15 protein-coding genes are annotated in these 18,665 nt (G+C 69.0%); 4 read left to right on the top strand and 11 right to left on the bottom strand.

The window, feature by feature from the left end:
• Nucleotides 1–63: 63 nt before the first annotated feature.
• From hpaE to AB0333_RS09020, 6 genes are all read right to left on the bottom strand, one after another.
• Nucleotides 64–1,602 carry a 5-carboxymethyl-2-hydroxymuconate semialdehyde dehydrogenase gene (hpaE, locus tag AB0333_RS09045; RefSeq protein WP_366218366.1) on the bottom strand — a complete coding sequence of 513 codons (1,539 nt, stop codon included), beginning with the start codon at nt 1,600–1,602 and terminating at the stop codon, nt 64–66.
• 17 nt (nt 1,603–1,619) lie between these two features.
• Complete coding sequence (locus tag AB0333_RS09040; protein ID WP_366218365.1) at nt 1,620–2,369, bottom strand: GntR family transcriptional regulator; 750 nt, start codon at nt 2,367–2,369, stop codon at nt 1,620–1,622.
• The gene (locus AB0333_RS09035) at nt 2,366–3,982 is read right to left on the bottom strand and encodes a fumarylacetoacetate hydrolase family protein (protein WP_366218364.1); all 1,617 of its coding nucleotides are present in this window, start codon (nt 3,980–3,982) and stop codon (nt 2,366–2,368) included. The genes AB0333_RS09040 and AB0333_RS09035 overlap by 4 nt, the downstream gene beginning before the upstream one ends.
• A 331-nt stretch (nt 3,983–4,313) precedes the next feature.
• Nucleotides 4,314–6,293, bottom strand: coding sequence for a thiamine pyrophosphate-binding protein (locus AB0333_RS09030; protein WP_366218363.1), 1,980 nt, complete (start codon nt 6,291–6,293; stop codon nt 4,314–4,316).
• A 177-nt stretch (nt 6,294–6,470) separates the two neighbouring features.
• Nucleotides 6,471–6,950 (bottom strand): Lrp/AsnC family transcriptional regulator, encoded by a 480-nt coding sequence (locus tag AB0333_RS09025; RefSeq protein ID WP_366218362.1) that lies wholly within the window; start codon nt 6,948–6,950, stop codon nt 6,471–6,473.
• A gap of 34 nt (nt 6,951–6,984) precedes the next feature.
• On the bottom strand, nt 6,985–8,568 hold the full coding sequence (locus AB0333_RS09020) for a SulP family inorganic anion transporter (RefSeq protein ID WP_366218361.1): 1,584 nt from the start codon (nt 8,566–8,568) through the stop codon (nt 6,985–6,987).
• 80 nt (nt 8,569–8,648) lie between these two features.
• On the opposite strand from AB0333_RS09020, the gene AB0333_RS09015 reads away from it, so the two are divergent.
• Nucleotides 8,649–9,215, top strand: a complete 567-nt coding sequence (locus tag AB0333_RS09015) for an SRPBCC family protein (RefSeq protein WP_366218360.1) — start codon at nt 8,649–8,651, stop codon at nt 9,213–9,215.
• 230 nt (nt 9,216–9,445) lie between these two features.
• Here the strand turns inward: AB0333_RS09015 and adhP are convergent, their stop codons facing one another.
• The 5 genes from adhP to AB0333_RS08990 all read right to left on the bottom strand — a co-directional run bounded on the left by adhP (nt 9,446) and on the right by AB0333_RS08990 (nt 15,269).
• Nucleotides 9,446–10,483, bottom strand: a complete 1,038-nt coding sequence (gene adhP / locus AB0333_RS09010; RefSeq protein WP_366218359.1) for an alcohol dehydrogenase AdhP — start codon at nt 10,481–10,483, stop codon at nt 9,446–9,448.
• Between the two features lie 183 nt (nt 10,484–10,666).
• Entirely contained in the window at nt 10,667–12,190 is a 1,524-nt protein-coding gene (gene adh, locus AB0333_RS09005) for an aldehyde dehydrogenase (RefSeq protein WP_115932344.1), read from the bottom strand.
• Nucleotides 12,191–12,359: 169 nt separating this feature from the next.
• A complete protein-coding gene (locus AB0333_RS09000; RefSeq protein ID WP_366218358.1) occupies nt 12,360–13,637 on the bottom strand; it encodes a GAF domain-containing protein in 1,278 nt (425 codons plus the stop codon).
• The gene (locus AB0333_RS08995; RefSeq protein WP_236558200.1) at nt 13,634–13,966 is read right to left on the bottom strand and encodes a DUF779 domain-containing protein; all 333 of its coding nucleotides are present in this window, start codon (nt 13,964–13,966) and stop codon (nt 13,634–13,636) included. Before AB0333_RS08995 ends, AB0333_RS09000 begins: the two co-directional genes overlap by 4 nt.
• Nucleotides 13,967–14,138: 172 nt before the next feature.
• Nucleotides 14,139–15,269: a PucR family transcriptional regulator gene (locus AB0333_RS08990; protein WP_159553733.1), complete on the bottom strand. Its 1,131-nt coding sequence runs from the start codon at nt 15,267–15,269 to the stop codon at nt 14,139–14,141.
• A gap of 542 nt (nt 15,270–15,811) precedes the next feature.
• Between AB0333_RS08990 and AB0333_RS08985 the strand changes: the two genes are divergently transcribed.
• The 3 genes from AB0333_RS08985 to AB0333_RS08975 all read left to right on the top strand — a co-directional run bounded on the left by AB0333_RS08985 (nt 15,812) and on the right by AB0333_RS08975 (nt 18,615).
• Nucleotides 15,812–16,792 (top strand): cytosine permease, encoded by a 981-nt coding sequence (locus AB0333_RS08985; RefSeq protein ID WP_366218357.1) that lies wholly within the window; start codon nt 15,812–15,814, stop codon nt 16,790–16,792.
• A gap of 76 nt (nt 16,793–16,868) precedes the next feature.
• On the top strand, nt 16,869–18,392 hold the full coding sequence (locus AB0333_RS08980; RefSeq protein WP_159553729.1) for an amidohydrolase family protein: 1,524 nt from the start codon (nt 16,869–16,871) through the stop codon (nt 18,390–18,392).
• Between the two features lie 67 nt (nt 18,393–18,459).
• The gene (locus tag AB0333_RS08975; protein WP_366218356.1) at nt 18,460–18,615 is read left to right on the top strand and encodes a hypothetical protein; all 156 of its coding nucleotides are present in this window, start codon (nt 18,460–18,462) and stop codon (nt 18,613–18,615) included.
• The last annotated feature ends 50 nt before the right edge of the window (nt 18,616–18,665 follow it).

Below are 18,665 nucleotides of genomic sequence, written 5' to 3'. Positions count from 1 at the left end.
GGTCCTTAACTGTGGGGGAAGACGGGGAAGACAACGGCTGGAGTCAGGAACGGCCGGGGCCGGTCACGCCTGGAGCTGCTCGGCGGCCTGCTCCTGCCGGCCGAAGACCGGGTTGTGGACCTCGCCGAGGTTGATGTGCACGGCCTGCTGGTCGGTGTAGAAGTCGATCGAGCGGTAGCCGCCCTCGTGCCCCAGGCCGGAGGCCTTCACGCCGCCGAAGGGCGTGCGCAGATCACGGACGTTGTTGGAGTTCAGCCACACCATGCCGGCCTCGACGCTCTGGGCGAAGTTGTGGGACCGCTTCAGGTCGTTCGTCCAGATGTAGGCGGCCAGGCCGTACTTGGTGTTGTTGGCCAGCGCGAGCGCCTCCTCGTCCGTGTCGAACGGGGTGATGGCCACCACCGGGCCGAAGATCTCCTCCTGGAAGATCCGGGCCTCCGGGGAGACGTCGGCGAACACCGTCGGCTGGATGAAGTTGCCTTCGGGGAACTCCTCCGGGCGGCCGCCGCCGGCGGTCAAACGGGCCTCGGACTTGCCGATCTCCACGTAGGACATGACCTTCTCGAAGTGCTCCGGGTGAACCAGGGCGCCGACCTCGGTGGACTCCTCGTGCGGCAGGCCGACCTTCACGCGCTTCGCCTGGGCCGAGTAGCGCTCCACGAACTCGTCGTAGATGCCGCGCTGGACCAGGATGCGGGAGCCGGCGGTGCAGCGTTCGCCATTGAGGGAGAAGACGCCGAAGACGGTGGCGTCGATCGCCGCGTCCAGATCCGCGTCCTCGAAGACCACGGCCGGGGACTTGCCGCCCAGTTCCATGGACAGGCCCTTCAGGTAGGGGGCCGCGTTGGCGAAGATGATCTGCCCGGTGCGGGATTCGCCGGTGAAGGAGATCAGCGGCACATCCGGGTGCTTGACCAGGGAGTCCCCGGCGAAGCCCTCCTCGCCGTAGCCGTGGACCATGTTGAACACGCCGGCCGGCAGACCGGCCTCCTCGAAGATGCCCGGCCACAGGGAGGCGGACAGCGGGGTGAACTCCGCCGGCTTGAGCACCACGGTGTTGCCGGTGGCGATGGCCGGGCCCAGCTTCCAGGACTCGAGCATGAAGGGGGTGTTCCACGGGGTGATGAGCCCGGCCACCCCGATCGGCTTGCGGTTGACGTAGTTCGCCTGGCGGCCGGGGACCTTGAAGGCATCATCGTGCTGAGCCACGATCAGGTCGGCGAAGAAGCGGAAGTTCTCGGCGGCACGGCGGGCCTGGCCCAGGGCCTGGGAGATCGGCAGCCCGGTGTCATAGCACTCCATCTCGGCCAGCTCCTGGCCGCGGGTTTCCACGATGTCCGCGATCTTGTGCAGCACCCGGGAGCGCTCGCGCGGGAGCATGGTCGGCCAGGGGCCGTTCTCGAAGGCGTCCTTCGCGGCGGCCACGGCGGCGTCGATATCCGCGACCTTGCCGGAGGCGGCCTGCAGGTAGGGCCGGTTGGTGACCGGGTTCAGCACGTCGAAGGTATCGCCGTCGATCGAGTCGACGTGCTTTCCGCCGATGTAGTGCTGGATTGTCGAAGGCAGGTTCGCGGGAACGAAGTCGTTGCTCTGTGCAGTCATGATGGTCCTCTCGGTCGTCAGACAGATGATGAGTCGGCGTCGCCGTTGCTTGCGGCGACGTGGTCCAGGTAGGCATTCAGGGTGTTGAGGCGGTGGTGGCGCGCGGCCTGTTCCACCGCGGCGAACTCGGCGCCGGCGGCGATCAGGTCCAGCAGGTGGTCGTGTTCGGCCACCGAACGGTCGGCACGGTGGGGGACGTAGGCGAAGGTCGAGGAGCGCAACGCCGCCAGGCGGGCCCAGCCCCGGTGGACGAGGTCCAGGATGTGGCTGTTCTGGTGGTGCTCGAACAGCACGGAGTGGAATTCCTTGTTGAGCCGGGTGAACTCCACGGCGTTGAAGTCCGCCAGGAGCCCGCGCATCCGCTCGTTGATCGCCCGGGCCCTCTCGATCTCCTCCGCGGTGATCAGGGGGGCGCACAACGCGGTGGAGTATCCCTCGACCAGGGCCAGGGTCTCCATGGTGTCGTGGTAGATCTCCGGGTCGATCCCGATCACGGTCGCCCCGACGTTGCGGGTGTAGGCCACGACCGATTCCGACTGCAGGCGCCGGATGGCCTCCCGCACGGGGACCACGGACATCTCGAGTTCGGCGGCGAGCTGGGCGAGCACCAGCCTGGCTCCGGGGGCGTAGCGCCCGGCGTTGATGCCGGACAGGATCCGCTGGTAGGCCACATCTGCCTTGGACGAGGCCGCCTCCGGCTCCTGACCGGTGGTCCCGCGGTTGACCGGGTCTCGCCCTCCGGCCGTGTCGGCGGTGATCGTGGTCATCGCTCGCCCCGGTCCGCCCGGCTCGCGCGGAAGTCCTCATACTTGGACTTCCACTCGGCATTCGGCGGGAACAACCCGTCGACCGGATGCCCCGCCTCAACCTGCTCGTAGACCCAGGCGTCCTGCTGCTCCTGTTCCCACGCGGCGTCGACCACCTCGGCCAGCAGGGCGGGGGGAACCACCACCACACCGTCGTCGTCACCGATGATGATGTCCCCGGGCTGGACGGTGGTGCCACCACAGGCGATCGTCCCACCCACCTCCCAGGGGATGTGGCGGCGGCCGAGCACCGCCGGGTGCACACCGTTGGAGTAGACCTGCAGGCCGACCTCGGCGACGGCCGCGGAATCCCGCACGCCGCCGTCGGTCACCACGGCCGTGGCGCCGCGGACCTGGGCGCGCAGTGCCAGGACGTCCCCGAGGGTTCCGGTGCCCGTCTCGCCGCGGGCCTCCATGACGACCACGTCGTCCGGTTCCACGGTGTCCATGGCGCGCTTCTGGGCGTTGAACCCGCCGCCGAAACGCTTGAACAGGTCCTCGCGGTTGGGCACGTAGCGCAGGGTCTTGGCGTAGCCGAGGATGCGCTGGCCGGGGTGGGTCGGCCTCACGCCGTCGATGGTGGCGTTGTCGATGCCGCGCTTGCGCAGCTGGGCGGTGAGGGTGGCGACCGCGGTCTCCTCGATCTTGGCCCGCAGCTCGGCGGTGAGCAGGGTGCGGTCCGCGGCGGGGGCATCCGGCACGTACCGATAGGTCCCGACGCCGGCCCCCTCGCCCGCACCACGCGCCTCACCGGAGGCGGCGGCCGGTTGCGGTGCCAGGCCCGCGGCTTCGCGGGAGCCCCAGGCCTCCTCCCGCTGGGTGTCGTCCACCTGCGGCTGGGCACCGAAATCGGCCAGGGTACGGCCAGAGGAGCGCACGGGGGTGATGAGGCGGCCGGTACTGGGAGTGCCCGGCGCCTGCGGGGCGTCCACCTCGACTTCGACGACGTCGCCGGGCTGGGCCACGGAGGAGCCGGCCGGGGTGCCTGTCAGGATGACGTCCCCTGCCTCCAGGGTCATCAGCTGGGAGAGGTCGGCGATCAGTTGGCCGAACGGGAAGGCAAGACCTTCGGTGGTGTCGTCCTGCGTCAGCTCGCCGTTGACCCAGGTGCGCACCCGGAGCTGCGTGGGATCCAGGCCGGCGGCCGGGATGACGTTCGGACCGAGCGGCGTGTACCCGTCACCGGACTTGTTCTTGAGGTTGGAGCCCTTGTCCGCATGCCGCAGGTCGTAGAGACCCCAGTCGTTGGCCGCGGTGATGCCGGAGACCTTGGACCAGCCCTCCTCGGGGGACACGCGGCGGCAGGTCTCGCCGAGGACCAGGGCGATCTCGCCCTCATAGGCCAGCAGCTCGGTGCCCTCGGGACGCTCGATCGCCTCGCCGCTGCGGGACACGGAGGAGCCCGCCTTGAGGAAGTAGCCCGGAAACTTCGGCGACCGGCCGCGCTGCGCGATGCGGGAGGGATAGTTCAGGTGCAGGGCGATGATCTTGCCGGGGCGATGACGCCGGTCGGAGAAATCTACCGGGCTCGGGGCCTGGCTGTCCTGATGATCCGCTGAGGGTGTCTCGGTCATGATCTCCTGCTCCTGTCGGCGTCCGAGTCCAGTGGTGGCGTCGGTGTCTCACCGGCCCTCTGGACTCCGGGCCCACTGTGGCGCCCGTCTCGTTCCTCCCTGATCGTATACGATCCCACGTGACCTTGAACACCCCCGGAGTCTTTCGGGCGTGGCGGGTGCCACTCCGGACGGAGCGTTCTGTCCCAGAAGACAGGGCTGGGGCCGGGACTTCCTGTCCCGGCCCCAGCCCTGTCTTCTGCGATGCGAGACGTCCTGATCACCCTCCGGCCAGTCCGTCCTCAGTACCTGGTCAGGCAACCAGCAGCGGCACCCTCAGCGCGCGTCGGAGTCAGTCCACGGGCAACGGGCGGGGTGCCGGCCGGGCACCTGCCATGGACTCCTGCATGTACTCAGCCACGATGTACTGGGAGATCGGCAAGTCCAGCACGAACACGCCCTCGGCACCCCGGTTCACCCAGTCCCGCAGGGCGTCCAGGTCCTGCAGGCTCCGCGCCTTGATCCCCTGCGCTCCGAAGGCCCGGCCCACGGCGGCGAAGTCCACCTCGTCGATGAGCATGGCCTGCTCGTCCAGCCCGCGCGCCGCGTACTGGTGCAGCTCGGCCCCGTAGGCGGCGTCGTTGAAGACCACCACGACGCCGGAGCGGGCCTGCTTCACGAAGCTCTCCAGATCGGCCAGGGCCATCAGGCCGCCCCCGTCACCGGTCACCAGCACGGTGGTCCGTTCCGGCCGGGCCACTGCGGCACCGACGGCGGACGGGAACCCGAGGCCGATCGACTGGAAGGCGGTGCCGACGAACAGGTGCGAGCGGGCGTCCGGGACGGAGCACATCAGCGGGATCCAGCCGATGAAGTGCCCGCCGTCCTGCACGAACGTCCGCTCTCGGGGCAGGATGTCCTCCAGGGCCAGAGCCATGGTGCGCGGGTCCAGTCGACCGTCGGCAGCCAGCCCCCGGGGAACGACGCCGGCCCCCACCTTCTCCGCCCCGGTCACCTGCTCCGCCTGATCCGCCAGGCCTGCCAGGTCTCCTTGACCCTGGTCGACCACCTCGACCGCTTCGACTGCCGAGTCCAGGCGCGGAGCCGGCGGAATCGGCTGGCGGGCGCGCCAGCCGCCGTCGGCCCCGCCGTTCTCGAGCAGGCCGGTACCGAGGCGATCGGCGAGCGCCCGCAGGGCAGTGCCGGCGTCGGCCCTCAGGAAGTGCTCGGTGCGCTCATGACGCCTCGCGGGGTCCACATCGACCTGCAGCACGGTCGCGGCAGGACCGAAGACCGTGCCATAGCGCATCTGGAAGGGGTTCATGCTGGCACCGACCACCAGCACCACATCGGCCTGGCGCATGATCTCCACCCGCTCCAGCCGGCCGAATCCCCCGGCGATGCCCAGGTCGCCCTCGGGACCGGCCACATTGCGGGCCATCACGGAGGTCGCCAACAGGGCCCCCAACCGGTCGGCCAGTGCTCGCAGCGCCTCGGGACCGCCGGGGGAATCCAGCACGCCCCGCCCGGCGACGAGCAGCGGCCGCTCCGCCGTGCGCAACGCGGCGGTTAGCGGCTCCAACTCGGCCTCCACCAGCGCGTCGTCCGCCGACCCACGATCGACCGGCCCGCCATCGATCGGCGAGCCGTCGACGGGCAGCCGCTCGACCGGCGTCGGGCGCGATCCGGACCCGGCCAGGGCGGAAGCCGAGCTCACCTCGACTCCCCCGGCGTTCGCCAACGAAGAACAGACCGGGACTTCCACGAGGTCGTAGGGAATCGCGACGACGACGGGGCGCCTTCCGGACGCGGCGCGGGCGTAGGCGTCGCGCACCTGGGCGGCCGGATTCCGGTCATCCAGCCGGATGGTGTCCACGCCGGCGGCAGTGGCCATGCCGGCCTGGTCGATGTCGAAAGAGCGCGGCCCCGTGGTCGGGGCATCGCCCACGATCAGCACCAGCGGGATCCGCGCCAGCGAGGCCTCCGCCAGGGCGGTGAGGGTATTGGTGAAGCCGGCACCGTAGGTGACGGTCGCGGTGCCGACTCGGCCCGAGGCACGGTAGTAGGCATCGGCGGCGGCGACCGCCCCGGCCTCGTGCCGCACGGTCACCAGCGGGAATCCGGTGCTGGTCAGTTCACTGATCAGGTGGGCGTTGCCGTTGCCCATCAGGCCGAAGAGCAGTTCGGCCCTCTCCCGGACCACTCCGGCCACGGCCTGCGGAACGGTGGCGCGCACGGCGGAGTCGCCGGAACCGGTGGACGGCACGGGGAGATCGGCAGGCTCGGCCGTCTCGGCGGCGGGCGAGACAGTGGGGGCGGGCGCAACGGTCACGGTGAAACTCCTCGGCGAGATGGACTTCAGGGTCTTGCCGAGAAGTGTGTCCCGCTCTTTCGCGCTGCGCAATCGAGCGCGGATCAGCTGAACACCCTGTACATTCTGACCCACTACACCAGCATTCAACCGGACAGTCTGACCAGCCATGACCTGCCTCGACCAGCCGAGGAGACCTCAGGGAGTCGAGTCGGCCACCGCATGGAGCAGGGGCAGCGTACGCCCCTGGATGTGGGTGCGCAGGGCCAGGGAGGATGAGGTGCGGGCCACGCCAGCCAGCTGGGAGATCCGGTCCAGCACGTCCTGCAGGTCCTGGCCGTTGCGGGCGACCACTCGCAGGTGCAGATCGTGGTCCCCGGTGACGGTATAGAGGTCGGTGACCTCCGGGATGGCAGAGAGGATCGCCTCCGTCACCGGACCATGCCCCACGTTCTGAATGATGTCCACGAAGCAGAAGGCCACCAAGTCGTACCCGAAACCGGCGGGGTCGACCTGCGGGACGATCGCCGAGACCACACCGTGCGCATGGAGCCGGGCCAACCGGCTGGTCACGGTGCCTCGGGCCACGCCCAGTCGCCGGGCGCATTCCAGGACGGGCAGTTGCGGCTCATCCGTGAGCAGCTGGACGAGGTGCGCGTCGAGGTCGTCGGGTTGCATGGCGTCCAGTCTGGCACCGGCGCGCCCGGACGGATCATTCCCCCGGCGCGAGCTTGCCCCGCAGGCGGGCGCGCATGGCCGTGCTGGCCTCGTTCAGCCCCACCACGTCGACCGTCTTGCCGTAGCGCTCATACTTCTCCGTGATGGCATCCAGGCTGGCCACGGTGGAGGCATCCCACAGGTGGGACCGGGTCAGGTCGATGACCACGCGATCGGGGTCCGCGAGGTAGTCGAACTGCGTGTAGAGGTCGTTCGAGGAGGCCCAGAACAGCTCACCGTCCACGGTGTACGTGACGGTACCGCCGTCGTCGGGCGCGTTGCCCTCTGGGCCGACGGTCCGCCGGACGGTCACGAAGTGCGCCACCCTCCGGGCGAAGAGCACCATGGCGGCCAGCACGCCGAGACCCACGCCCACCGCGAGGTTCCCGGTGGCCACGGTGCCGGCCACGGTGACCAGCATGACGAGTGTCTCGGACAGCGGCATGGCCCGCAGCGTGGAGGGACGGATCGAGTGCCAGTCGAAGGTGGCCCAGGAGACGTAGATCATCACGGCCACCAGGGCGGCCATCGGGACCATCCCGACCAGCTCGCCCAGCAGCACGGAGAGCACCAGCAGCATGACGCCGGCTGTCAGGGTGGACAGCCGGGTGCGGGCCCCGTTGGCCTTGGTGTTGATCATGGTCTGGCCGATCATGGCGCAACCGCCCATGGTGCCGAAGAACCCGGAGATGATGTTCGCCCCGCCCTGGCCCAGGGACTCCCGGGTCTTGGAGGAGCCGGTGTCCGTGACATCGTCCACGAGCTTGGCGGTCATGAGGGACTCCATCAGCCCGACGACGGCCATGGCGAACGCGTAGGGCGCGATCACCTGGAGCGTCTCCAGGGTGAACGGCACCTCCGGCAGCACCAGCACCGGCAGGGCCTGCGGCAGCTCGCCCTTGTCCCCCACGGTCGGCACGGCCATCTGGGTGACGATCACCAGGCCCGTCACCACCACGATCGAGACCAGGGACGCCGGCACCGCCTTGGTCAGCAGCGGGAACAGGAAGATGAGGGCCAGGCCGAGGGCCACCAGGACGTAGACCAGCCAGGGCACGTCCATCAGGTCCGGCAGCTGGGACATGAACATGAGGATTGCGAGCGCGTTGACGAACCCGGTCATCACGCTGCGGGGGATGAACCGCATCAGCTTGGCGATGCCGAGCAGGCCCATCGCCACCTGCAGAATGCCGGCGAGGATGACCGTGGCGAAGAGGTACTCCACACCATGGCTGGCCACCACCGGGGCGATGACCAGGGCCGTGGCGGCGGTGGCGGCGGAGATCATGGCCGGCCGGCCCCCGAGGAAGGAGATGGAGATGGCCATGATGGCGGCGGCGAACAGCCCGACCGCCGGGTCCACCCCGGCAATCAGCGAGAACGCGATGGCCTCGGGGATGAGCGCCAGTCCCACCACGAGCCCGGAGAGCACCTCGGTCTTGAGCCACCCGGGCCGGCGCAGGGTCAGCCACACCGATTGGCGCTGCTCGGGGGTCGCTCCACCGTGACCCAGGGCGAGGTTCTGGGCCACCTCGGGATGGTGCGGCAACAGCGGGGGCACGGGGACGTCGTCGGGCATGGCAAAGACTCCGGGTGTTCGAGGGTGACGCCTCCACAGTAGCCGCGGCGCCGGCCCGGAGGTGTTCCTACACTGGGTACATGAGTAACCAGCCGCAGAACACCCCGCAGCCGAACACCAGCCGGCCAGACGCCGAAGCCACCGTCAACGCGGAGACCGGCCTGCCGACGTCGGCCCCGCAGGCCGGCTGGCCCCAGCCGGTGGACACGGGTCCGCTGCAGGTGAGCTACCGGATCCTGGTCAACGCCCCCGCCTCGGAGCTGTACCCGATCCTGGCCAATCCGCACCGGCACCACGAGGTGGACGGCTCCGCCACCGTCCAGTACGCCAAGACCGGGCCGGATCGCCTGGCGGTCGGGGACGAGTTCTCGGTGGCGATGAGGAAGTTCGGCGTGCCCTACACCATGACCCTCGTGGTCACCGCGGCGGACGAGAACGAACTCGTGGAGTGGAAGCACCCGGGCGGGCACCGGTGGCGGTGGCGATTCGAGGACCAGGGGGACGGGAGCACCATGGTCACCGAGACCTTCGACTACTCCTGGACCCGGCACGTGGTGGCCCGCGGTTACGAGCTGACGCGGCGCCCGCAGGACAACGCCAACGGCATCCGTGCCTCCCTCACACGCCTGGCCGGCCGGTACCTCTAGGGCCGATACCCCTGAGGCCGGATTGCCAGCGCCTTCACAGCGGCGGCCAAGTCCATGAACAGGTCGGCTCCCTACAGTGGGAAGCACCTCATCAAGGTGCGAGTGATGACAGGAAGAGGCCCCGGGCCCGGCAGATTGCGTCCCCCTCACGCAGCCGGATCACCCGGGGTCTCGTCATGCCCGCTGTGGCAGTCCCTTCCCGTTCCCACCAGCGGTGGGCACGGGGCAGATCAGCGTTCCGGGCTGGCCGAGTAGTCCAGGACCACGCGGCCGTCGATCTTGCCGTGCTGCATCTCGTCGAAGATCGCATTGATGTCCTCGATCGGACGCTTGGTGTAGGTCGGGTGGATCTTGCCGGCGGCATAGAACTCCAAGGCCTCCACCATGTCCTGCCGCGTACCGACGATCGAACCGCGGATCGTCAGGCCCTTCAGCACGATGTCGAAGATGGGGGCGGGGAAGTCTCCCGGGGGCAGGCCGTTGAACACGATGGTCCCTCCACGGCGGGTCATCGAGATCGCCTGACCGAAGGCTTTCGGGTGAACTGCTGTGACCAGCACGCCATGGGCACCGCCGATCTTCTCCTGGATCTCCACGGACGGCTCCGCCACATTGGCGTTCACCACGATCTCGGCCCCGTGCCTCTGGGCCAGGGCCAGCTTGTCATCGGCCACATCCACAGCCACCACTCGCATGCCCATGGCCACCGCGTACTGGACGGCGATATGCCCCAGGCCGCCGATGCCGGAGATGACGACCCATTGCCCGGGCCGGACCTCCGTCTGCTTCAGGCCCTTGTAGACGGTCACGCCGGCACACAGCACCGGGCCGATCTCGTACGGGTCCGAACCTTCGGGCAGTACCGGGGCGTACTTGGCATCCACGATCATGTACTCGCCGAAGGAGCCGTCCACCGCGTAGCCGCCATTCTGCTGTGATTCACACAGGGTCTCCCAGCCGGTACGGCAGTACTCGCAGCTCCCGCAGGCGCTCCACAGCCAGGCGTTGCCCACCATCTGTCCTTCGGAGAGCTCGGTGACACCCTCCCCGATCTTCTCGACGATGCCCACGCCCTCGTGGCCGGGGACGAACGGAGGGGACGGCTTGACGGGCCAGTCCCCGGTGGCGGCGTGGAGGTCCGTATGGCAGACCCCTGAGGATGTCAGCTTCACCAGGGCTTGGCCGGGCCCGGGCTCCGGGATGTCGACCTGCTTGATCGCAAGGTCCTGGTTGAAGCTCTCAACGACTGCTGCCTTCATGGTTGACATGGGTACTCCTTGGTCATGTTGGTCATGGGTGTGTTGATCAGAATGGACGTGCTCAAGGGCTTGAGGGCGCGTTTGCCCGCTCCGGTGACCCGTCACGCTTCTGGGCGCGCGGATCCGGAGTTGCGGTGATTGTGACCGGCCCGGGACGCGAGCAGCACGTCCGGGCCGGCATCGGAAGACGGCCTAGAAGAAGCCCTGCTTGTCCTCTGAGTAGGAGACCAGCAGGTTCTTGGTCTGCTGGTAGTGATCCAGCATCATCTTGTGGTTCTCCCGCCCGATCCCGGAGGACTTGTAGCCGCCGAACGCCGAGTGCGCCGGGTAGGCGTGGTACTGGTTGACCCACACCCGGCCCGCCTGGATGGTGCGGCCGGCACGGTAGGCGGTATTGCCGTTGCGGGACCAGACCCCTGCTCCCAGACCGTAGAGCGTGTCATTGGCGATCGTCATGGCGTCATCGAAGTCGGAGAACGTGGCCACGGAGACCACCGGACCGAAGATCTCCTCCTGGAAGACCCGCATGGAGTTGTGGCCGCGGAAGATCGTCGGCTGCACGTAGTAGCCCCCGGCCAGGTCGCCCTCGAGGTGGGCCTGCTCTCCGCCGAGCAGCACCTCGGCCCCCTCCTGGCGGCCGATGTCCAGGTAGGACTTGATCTTCTCCAGCTGGTCGTTGGAGGCCTGGGCTCCCATCATGGTCTCGGTGTCCAGCGGGTTGCCCTGCTTGATGGCCCGCGTGCGTTCCACCACGGCGTCCAGGAACCGGTCCGCGATGGACTCCTGGACCAGGGCACGGGACGGGCAGGTGCAGACCTCTCCCTGGTTCAGGGCGAACATGGTGAAGCCCTCCTGCGCCTTGTCCCAGTACGCGTCATCCGCGGCCATGACGTCCTCGAAGAAGATGTTCGGGGACTTGCCGCCCAGTTCGAGCGTCACCGGGATGAGGTTCTCGGAGGCGTACTGCATGATCAGCCGGCCCGTGGTGGTCTCACCGGTGAAGGCGATCTTGCGGATCCGCTTGTTGGACGCCAGCGGCTTGCCGGCCTCGAGCCCGAAGCCGTTGACGATGTTCAGCACGCCGGCCGGCAGCAGGTCGCCGATCAGTTCGGCCAGCACCAGGATCGAGGCCGGGGTCTGCTCCGCGGGCTTGAGCACCACGGCGTTGCCGGCCGCCAGGGCCGGGGCGAGCTTCCACGTGGCCATGAGGATGGGGAAGTTCCACGGGATGATCTGGCCCACCACGCCGAGGGGCTCGTGGTAGTGGTACGCCACCGTATCCTCGTCGAGCTGGGACAGTGAGCCCTCCTGCGCCCGGATGGTGCCCGCGAAGTAGCGGAAGTGGTCGATCGCGAGCGGGATGTCCGCGTTCAGGGTCTCCCGCACGGCCTTGCCGTTGTCCCACGTCTCGGCGACCGCGAGCATCTCGAGGTTCTGCTCCATACGGTCGGCGATCTTGTTGAGGATCAACGCCCGCTCGGCCGGGGACGTCCTGCCCCAGGCCGGGGCGGCGGCGTGGGCAGCATCCAGGGCCGCCTCGATGTCCTCCGGCGTGCCGCGCCCGACCTCCGTGAACACCTGCCCGGTGACCGGGCTGGGGTTCTCGAAGTACTGGCCCTTGACGGGAGCCACCCACTCACCCCCGATGTAGTGCTCATAGCGGGGCTTGAAGGTCACCGCGGAACCGTCGGTTCCCGGGTTGGCGTAGATGGTCATGTCAGCTCCTGGAATGCGGGGTTGGATGGACTGATGCTGTGATCGTAGTCACAGACATGTTGCATCCACGTTGCACCGCTGGTGACCGGGCCCGATCGCCCCGCAGTGACCCGCACCCCGCTGCAGCCAATGCCCCTGCAACCGCCCCCAGGACCTCGCGCTTTCGCGCCTAGTGTGCCTCGGCCTCGAGGCGTTCCACGGTGGAGACCGCCAGTGCCCGGCGCGGGGAGTCCACCGGCAGCATCTTCAGGGCCGTCATCCACAACTCGAGGTCGCCGACCGCCTCGGGGCGCGCGAGGTACGTCCACAGGTCCTCGATTCCGGCGTCCTCCAGAACCGCCTCGCGCAGGGCGAGCCCCAAGTGGTGGCGGATCTCGACGATGCCGGGCGCCTCGGACCGGGGCAGCACCGACCCTGCGGCGTGGCCCAACGCGACGCTCACCTCACCCCGGCGCAGGGCCTCCCGCGCCAGCACGGCGTCCGTGGCCAGCGCGCCCTCCAACCGATAGGGCCGAGCCCGGAGCGCCACCCCGGGCACACCGGCCTCGAGGGCTCGCCGGAGCCGGTGCACCTCGGCACGGAGGGTGGTGCCGGCGTCGTAACCGTAGACGAGTTCTTCCAGCTCTGCGCCGTCCAGTCCGGCGCCATGCCAGGTGAGCAGCGTCAGGATCTCGGCGTGCTTGCCGGGGATCTCCCGCCACGCACCGTCCGAGCCCGCCAACCGCGGCGGAAGGCCACCGGTGACGTGCAGGATGCTCCCGCGGACCGGGGCCGGCACGGGCGACGGGAGAAGGTGTTCCCGCCAGGCCGAATGCACCGCCTCGGCGGCGGCCTTCAGCAGGGGCAGGGCCAGCGGGGAGATGGCCTCGTCCCCACCGGTCAGGTCGATCACCCCGACGATGCGGCCGTCAGCCGGGTCGCGCAGGGGAACCGCCGAGCAGCTCCAGGGATGCACCACGGGATTGAAGTGCTCGGCCCGGCTCACCTGCACGGGCCGGCCGGAGTAGAGCGCCGTCCCGGGGGCAGAGGTGCCCATGGAGGCCTCAGACCAATCAGCGCCCGGGACGAAACCCATGGCGTCGGCGCGCCGGCGGGCCTGGTCATCGCCCTCGACCCACAGCAGGTGCCCCTCCGCGTTCCCCACCGCGACGATCAGACTGGCATCCGCGGCGGGCTCCACGAGGAGCCGGCGGATGATGGGCAGCACCGGCGCCAGCGGGTGGCCCTGGCGCACCTCCCGCAGATCCGAGTCCGTGACCAGACGAGGCTCCAGGGGCTTTCCGAGGCCACCGTGCACCACCAACGAACGACGCCAGGACTCGGCGACCTCGGCACGGATCTGACCGAGCATCCCGCGGTGATCCGGCCCCGCCAGCTCGCCCCGCGCCCGCTCGACGACGCGCTGATAGGCCGCACCGGACAAGTGCCCGGACAGGGACAGGGTCACCGCGCGTCCATCAGGCGGGACCGGATGAGGAAGCGCTTGCCTTCTGGCGCCTCCACCGAGAAGCCCGAGCCACGGCCGTCGACCACGTCCAGGGTCAGGTGGGTGTGCTTCCAGTAGTCGAACTGCTCGCGGCTCATCCAGAACGGCAGCTCCGTACCTTCGGGCAGGACGAACGTCCCCAGCAGGATGTCCGCTCCCCCGGTCTTGAAGTCACCGGCGGGGAAGCACATCGGCGAGGATCCATCACAGCAGCCGCCGGACTGGTGGAACATCAGCGGGCCGTGGACCTGCTGGAGTGAGCCGATCAGGTCCAGTGCGGCCTGGGTCATGCCGACGCGGGACACGGCCTCCCCGTCGATCTCAGGGCGGGCGTCCAGCACCGAGCTGAAATCGACCGTGCCGGTGGAACGATCCGTGGCATCTACTGCAGTGCGGGTGGATTCCGTGGACGGGGACGTCATGGCGCAACCTCCTGGCTGTGGCGGTGCATCCACGGTATCCCTAGTCGTGGCCCACGTCACTACCGGCGGAATGGATGGCCAGGTGAAGCACCAGGTACCCCTCCGGGTCCAGCGGGTCCAACCCCAGCACGGCCGCCAGCCGGGCCATCCGCTTGCGCACCGTGTTGACGTGCAGGTACAGCTCCCGACTCGTCTCGGCCAGGGATCCGCGCACGCGGACGAAGGCCTCGACGGTGGTCAGCAGGTCCGTCCCGTGGATGGCGTCGTAGCGCCGGATCGGCTCGAGGACGTGATCGGCGAAGGGTGCCAGCTGCTCCGAGGTCAGCCGGGCCACCAGCCCGCCGATGCTGGCCAGGTCCCGGGTCGAGGCCGGCCGGCCGCGCTGGAGCGCCACATCGAAGGCGCTCCAGGACTCGCCGAGGATTCGGCGCAGGTCACGCCCCGTGGCCGCCTCGCCCCAGCCGTAGAGGGGAATCGCCCGTGATTGGACATACCAGCGCACCGCCGGCTCCTCCCCCACCACCAGAACCCGGCGTTCCCGGTGGCCGATCAGGATCCGCCCCCGGGCCGGCTCGGGGAACACACCGCCGTCGGCATGACAGACGGCCGCCAGCAGCGTGGTGCCGGAGTCATGGCGGGAGTACAGGAACGGCGCATGATCCTCCAGGACGACCGGGTCGGCCTGCCCCCGCCGGACGTGGTCCATGAGCGCACCGACCATCGCCCTTTCCGTGTGGTGGGCTCGCCGCTCGGCCTGCTCGGTCCCCACCCGCTCGGTCACTGCCACGAACGGCGTGGACCGCGGCACCTCCAACACCGGCATCGAGGCCCGACGCGCGGCGGCCAGCAGCGCATCCGGCACAGCCTCGCTCCAGGGCCCGGTCCCGAACCCGATGGCGGCGGCACCGGTCCTGGATGCCCCGCGGACAAAGGCGGCAGCATCCTCGGTCCGCCGCCAGGCCGTGCCGGTGGTCAACAGCAGTTCGCCGCCGCGCAGGAACGGGGTGTTGTCCACCAGTTCCGTGGTCATCGCCACCCGCACCGGCCGGTCCAGGCGGCCCTCACCCACCCGCAACCTCAGCTTCAGTTCACCCCAGGAGAGCACCTGATGAACGGTCGGCCAGAAGGCCTCCTCCTGCTCGAAACGGCTTCCGGTGGTTCCTGAGGACATGTTTCGACCCTAGGACCGCGATATTTCGCTCCCGTTGCCGGGACGTGTAGATCCGCACACTCTTCGCCCCACACCGTGTGGGCTTCCACCCGGATTGTTTCCGCAGCGCCCCGGGCCACCTCCTGCTCCGTACTGTCTGGCGGTGTCCCCTCCGCCATCACCCGCCCCTCAGGAGCAGCCATGACCACGCTTGCACCACCCCCATCCCAGCCCGTTCGGCAGGCCCAGGAAACGGGCGCGTCCCGGGCGGACGGGTCCCCACCAGTCGACCGGGACTATCCGGCCACGCGCGTTCCACGGTCGGCCCGCCGGCCGACCCTCTCCCTGGTCATCGTCATCGCCGGATTCTTCTTCTACACCCCGACCATGGTGACCGGCGGCGGCGTGGCCGCGAGCTTCGCCTTCGGTCCCTACCTCGGCCTGGCCGTCACCGCCGCCGCGATCCTGGCCGTCTATATCGGGTTGCTGGCCGTCGCGAGCTCCCGAACCGGGTTGACCACTGTCCTGCTCTCCCGCTTGGTCCTGGGCCGCTGGGGCGGCAAATGGGCGTCCATCATCCTGGGCGGGACCCAGAGATCGGCTGGTACGCCATCACCGTCGGCATCCTCGGCAATCTGGTCTCCGCTGCCTTCGGCTGGTCGGTGGCCTGGCCGGTCGTCATCGTCGGCGGCATCCTGATGGCCACCACGGCGTACTTGGGCTTCAAGGGAATCGAGGTCATCTCCTGGATCTCCATTCCGCTGATGCTCCTCCTCTGCGGCATCGTGCTGGCCCAGTCCCTGGACCACATCGGAGGCTGGGACGGGCTCCTGGCCGTCGAGGGCAGCGGGGAGATGAGCGCCGGACTGGCCATCACGCTCATGGTGGGCACGTTCGTCTCCGGAGGCACCCAGATCGGCAACTGGAGCCGCTTCGACCGCGGCACCCCGGCCCGCGTGTTCACCCTGACCGCCCTGGCCGTGATCGTGGTCCAGTTCGGCATGCTGTTCTTCGGCGGCGTCGGCGCGGCCGCCTACGGCGAGCCGGACTTCGTGAACCTGCTGATGTCCATGGGCCTGGCCGGCGCCGCCGTCCTTCTCCTGGTGGCCAATCTCTGGACCACCAATGACAACGCCGCCTATGCCTTCGGCGTCGCCGGGGCCGAGCTGTTCGAGCGCAAGTCCAAGAGCCCGTTCATCATCGCCGGCGTGGCCATCGGCATCGTCCTGGCCCTGACCGGTGTGGCAGACGCCATGACGGGCTTCCTCGTGCTCGTCGGAGTGGTCATCCCGCCACTGGGCGGAGTCCTCATCGGCACCTTCCTCACCGCATGGCGGGGGCGCGACCCAGGCCTCGACCTGGAGGATCAGCCGCGCCTGAAGGTCCCCGGCGTGGCGTCCTACCTGGCCGGAGCGGCCGTCGCCGTACTCTGCAACCTGCTGTCCTGGGGCAGCCCCGCCATCGTGGGCATCATCGTCGCCACGGCCTGCGCCGCCGCCCTGGGCTGGACCGGCCGGACCCGGGACCTCGCCTCACACGCCTGAGGCGCCTCGGGTTCATCCCCCAGCGCCCAACCCACATCCCACTTCCCACTTCCCACTTCCTCAGGAGCGATCCCGAATGTCCCTGTTCATCCGCAGCGCCCACGTCATCACCATGGCGGAGGGCACCAGTAGCAGCCCGCAGGTCCTCGACCTGCGGATCGAGGGTCAGGACATCGTGGCCATCGGCTCGGACCTGCAGCCCGAGCCCCGTGACGAGATCCTGGACGGCCGAGACCGGCTCGTCACGCCCGGCTTTGTCAACGCCCACACCCACTCGTGGGAGACCGTGTACAAGGGTCGATATGACAACATGCCGCTGGAATTGTGGATGCTCTACACCTACCCGCTGCTCGGTGCTCCGCCGCGGTCGCCTGACTTCGTCCGCGTCCGATCCCAGCTGTTCGCGCTGGAGAGCCTGAAGTCCGGCGTCACGACCATCGTGGACGACGTCCTGGAGACCCCCTCACAGGACTTCGGCCAGCTCGAGGCCGTGGTGGATGCCTACGAGCGGATCGGGATCCGGGCCAATGTGTCCGGTCACGTCATCAATGTGCCCTTCGTGGACACCGTCCCCTTCGCCGCAGACCACCTGCCGGCCGAAGTGCTCCACGCGGTCCGGAACGAGTCCCTGCTCAGCGCCGGGGAGTACCTGGACTACAGCGAGCAGGCCATCCGGCGCTACCACGGCCGGGGGGAGGGGCGCCTCCACTACATGCTCGCCCCGTCCGCGCCACAGCGCTGCACCCCGGACCTCCTATCCGGTGCCGTGGCCCTGGCCGGCCGCCACGGGATCGAGTGCCACATCCACATGCTGGAGACCAAGACGCAGGCGATCACCGGCCAGGAGTTCTACGGCATGACCCTGCCGCAGTACCTCGAGAGCATCCAGGCGCTCTCCCGGAACACCACCTTCGCCCATGGCATCTGGGTGACTGACCAGGACATCGAGATCTTGGCCAACCACTCCGCATCCGTCTCCCACAACCCGATCTCCAACCTGAAGCTCGGCTCCGGGATCCTCCCCTGGCGCAAATACCGGGACGCCGGGGTGAACCTGGGGCTGGGCACGGACGGCTGCTCCTCCTCGGACACCCCGCGGCTGCTCGAGGTCATCAAGATGGCGTCTCTGCTGCACAAGATCGGCGACTCCGATCCGGCGGCGTGGCCCTCCGTCGACGAGACCCTGCGGGCCGGCACCCTCGATGGCGCAAAGTCGGCCATGCTGGACCGCACCGTCGGATCCCTCGAGGTCGGCAAGCGTGCCGACCTCCTGGTGTGGGACCTCAACACCCTGAACTTCACGCCACGCCAGAAGCTGGATCACCAGCTGGTCTACTCCGAGAACGGCAGTTCCCTCGAATACGTCATGGTGGACGGCCGGATCGTGGTGGACCATGGTGCCCTCACCACCCTGGACGAGCAGGAGATCGTCGACGAGTTCAACGGCTACCTGCCGGAGATCCAGGCCTGGCAGGACCGGACTGATGAGCTCAATGCCGTCTTCCACCCGGCCTTCTCGGCGATGTACGAGACATGCCGCCAGGCGCCCCTGGACATCAACCGCTGGGCCGGCACTGCGGACTCGGTCCTGACTCCCTGACTCCCCTCAAGACCTGCCGGAGCACTGAAGGCTACCGGCCGACGTCGGGAGTTCCTAGCCTGGCTCCATGACCTCCAGCGATGACTCCTCGGACGGGACCACCAACGATCAGCCGTGGGTGCCGCCCCCGTGGGATCCGCCGCTGGCCGGCACCGAAATCGAACACGTGCTCGGCTCCCTAGGTGCGTGGGTCGGTAGTGATTTGATGACCCGCGGAGTGTGAAGGGTCAGGGTCGGCGAGGACGGGGTAGTACTGACCCGGGGCGGCAGCGG

It is taken from the genome of Citricoccus sp. NPDC079358, from assembly GCF_040702545.1.
In the GTDB taxonomy this organism is placed as follows: domain Bacteria; phylum Actinomycetota; class Actinomycetes; order Actinomycetales; family Micrococcaceae; genus Citricoccus.
The sequence above is the reverse complement of the archived record's forward strand: the minus strand, read 5'-3'. Positions and strand labels throughout refer to the sequence as shown.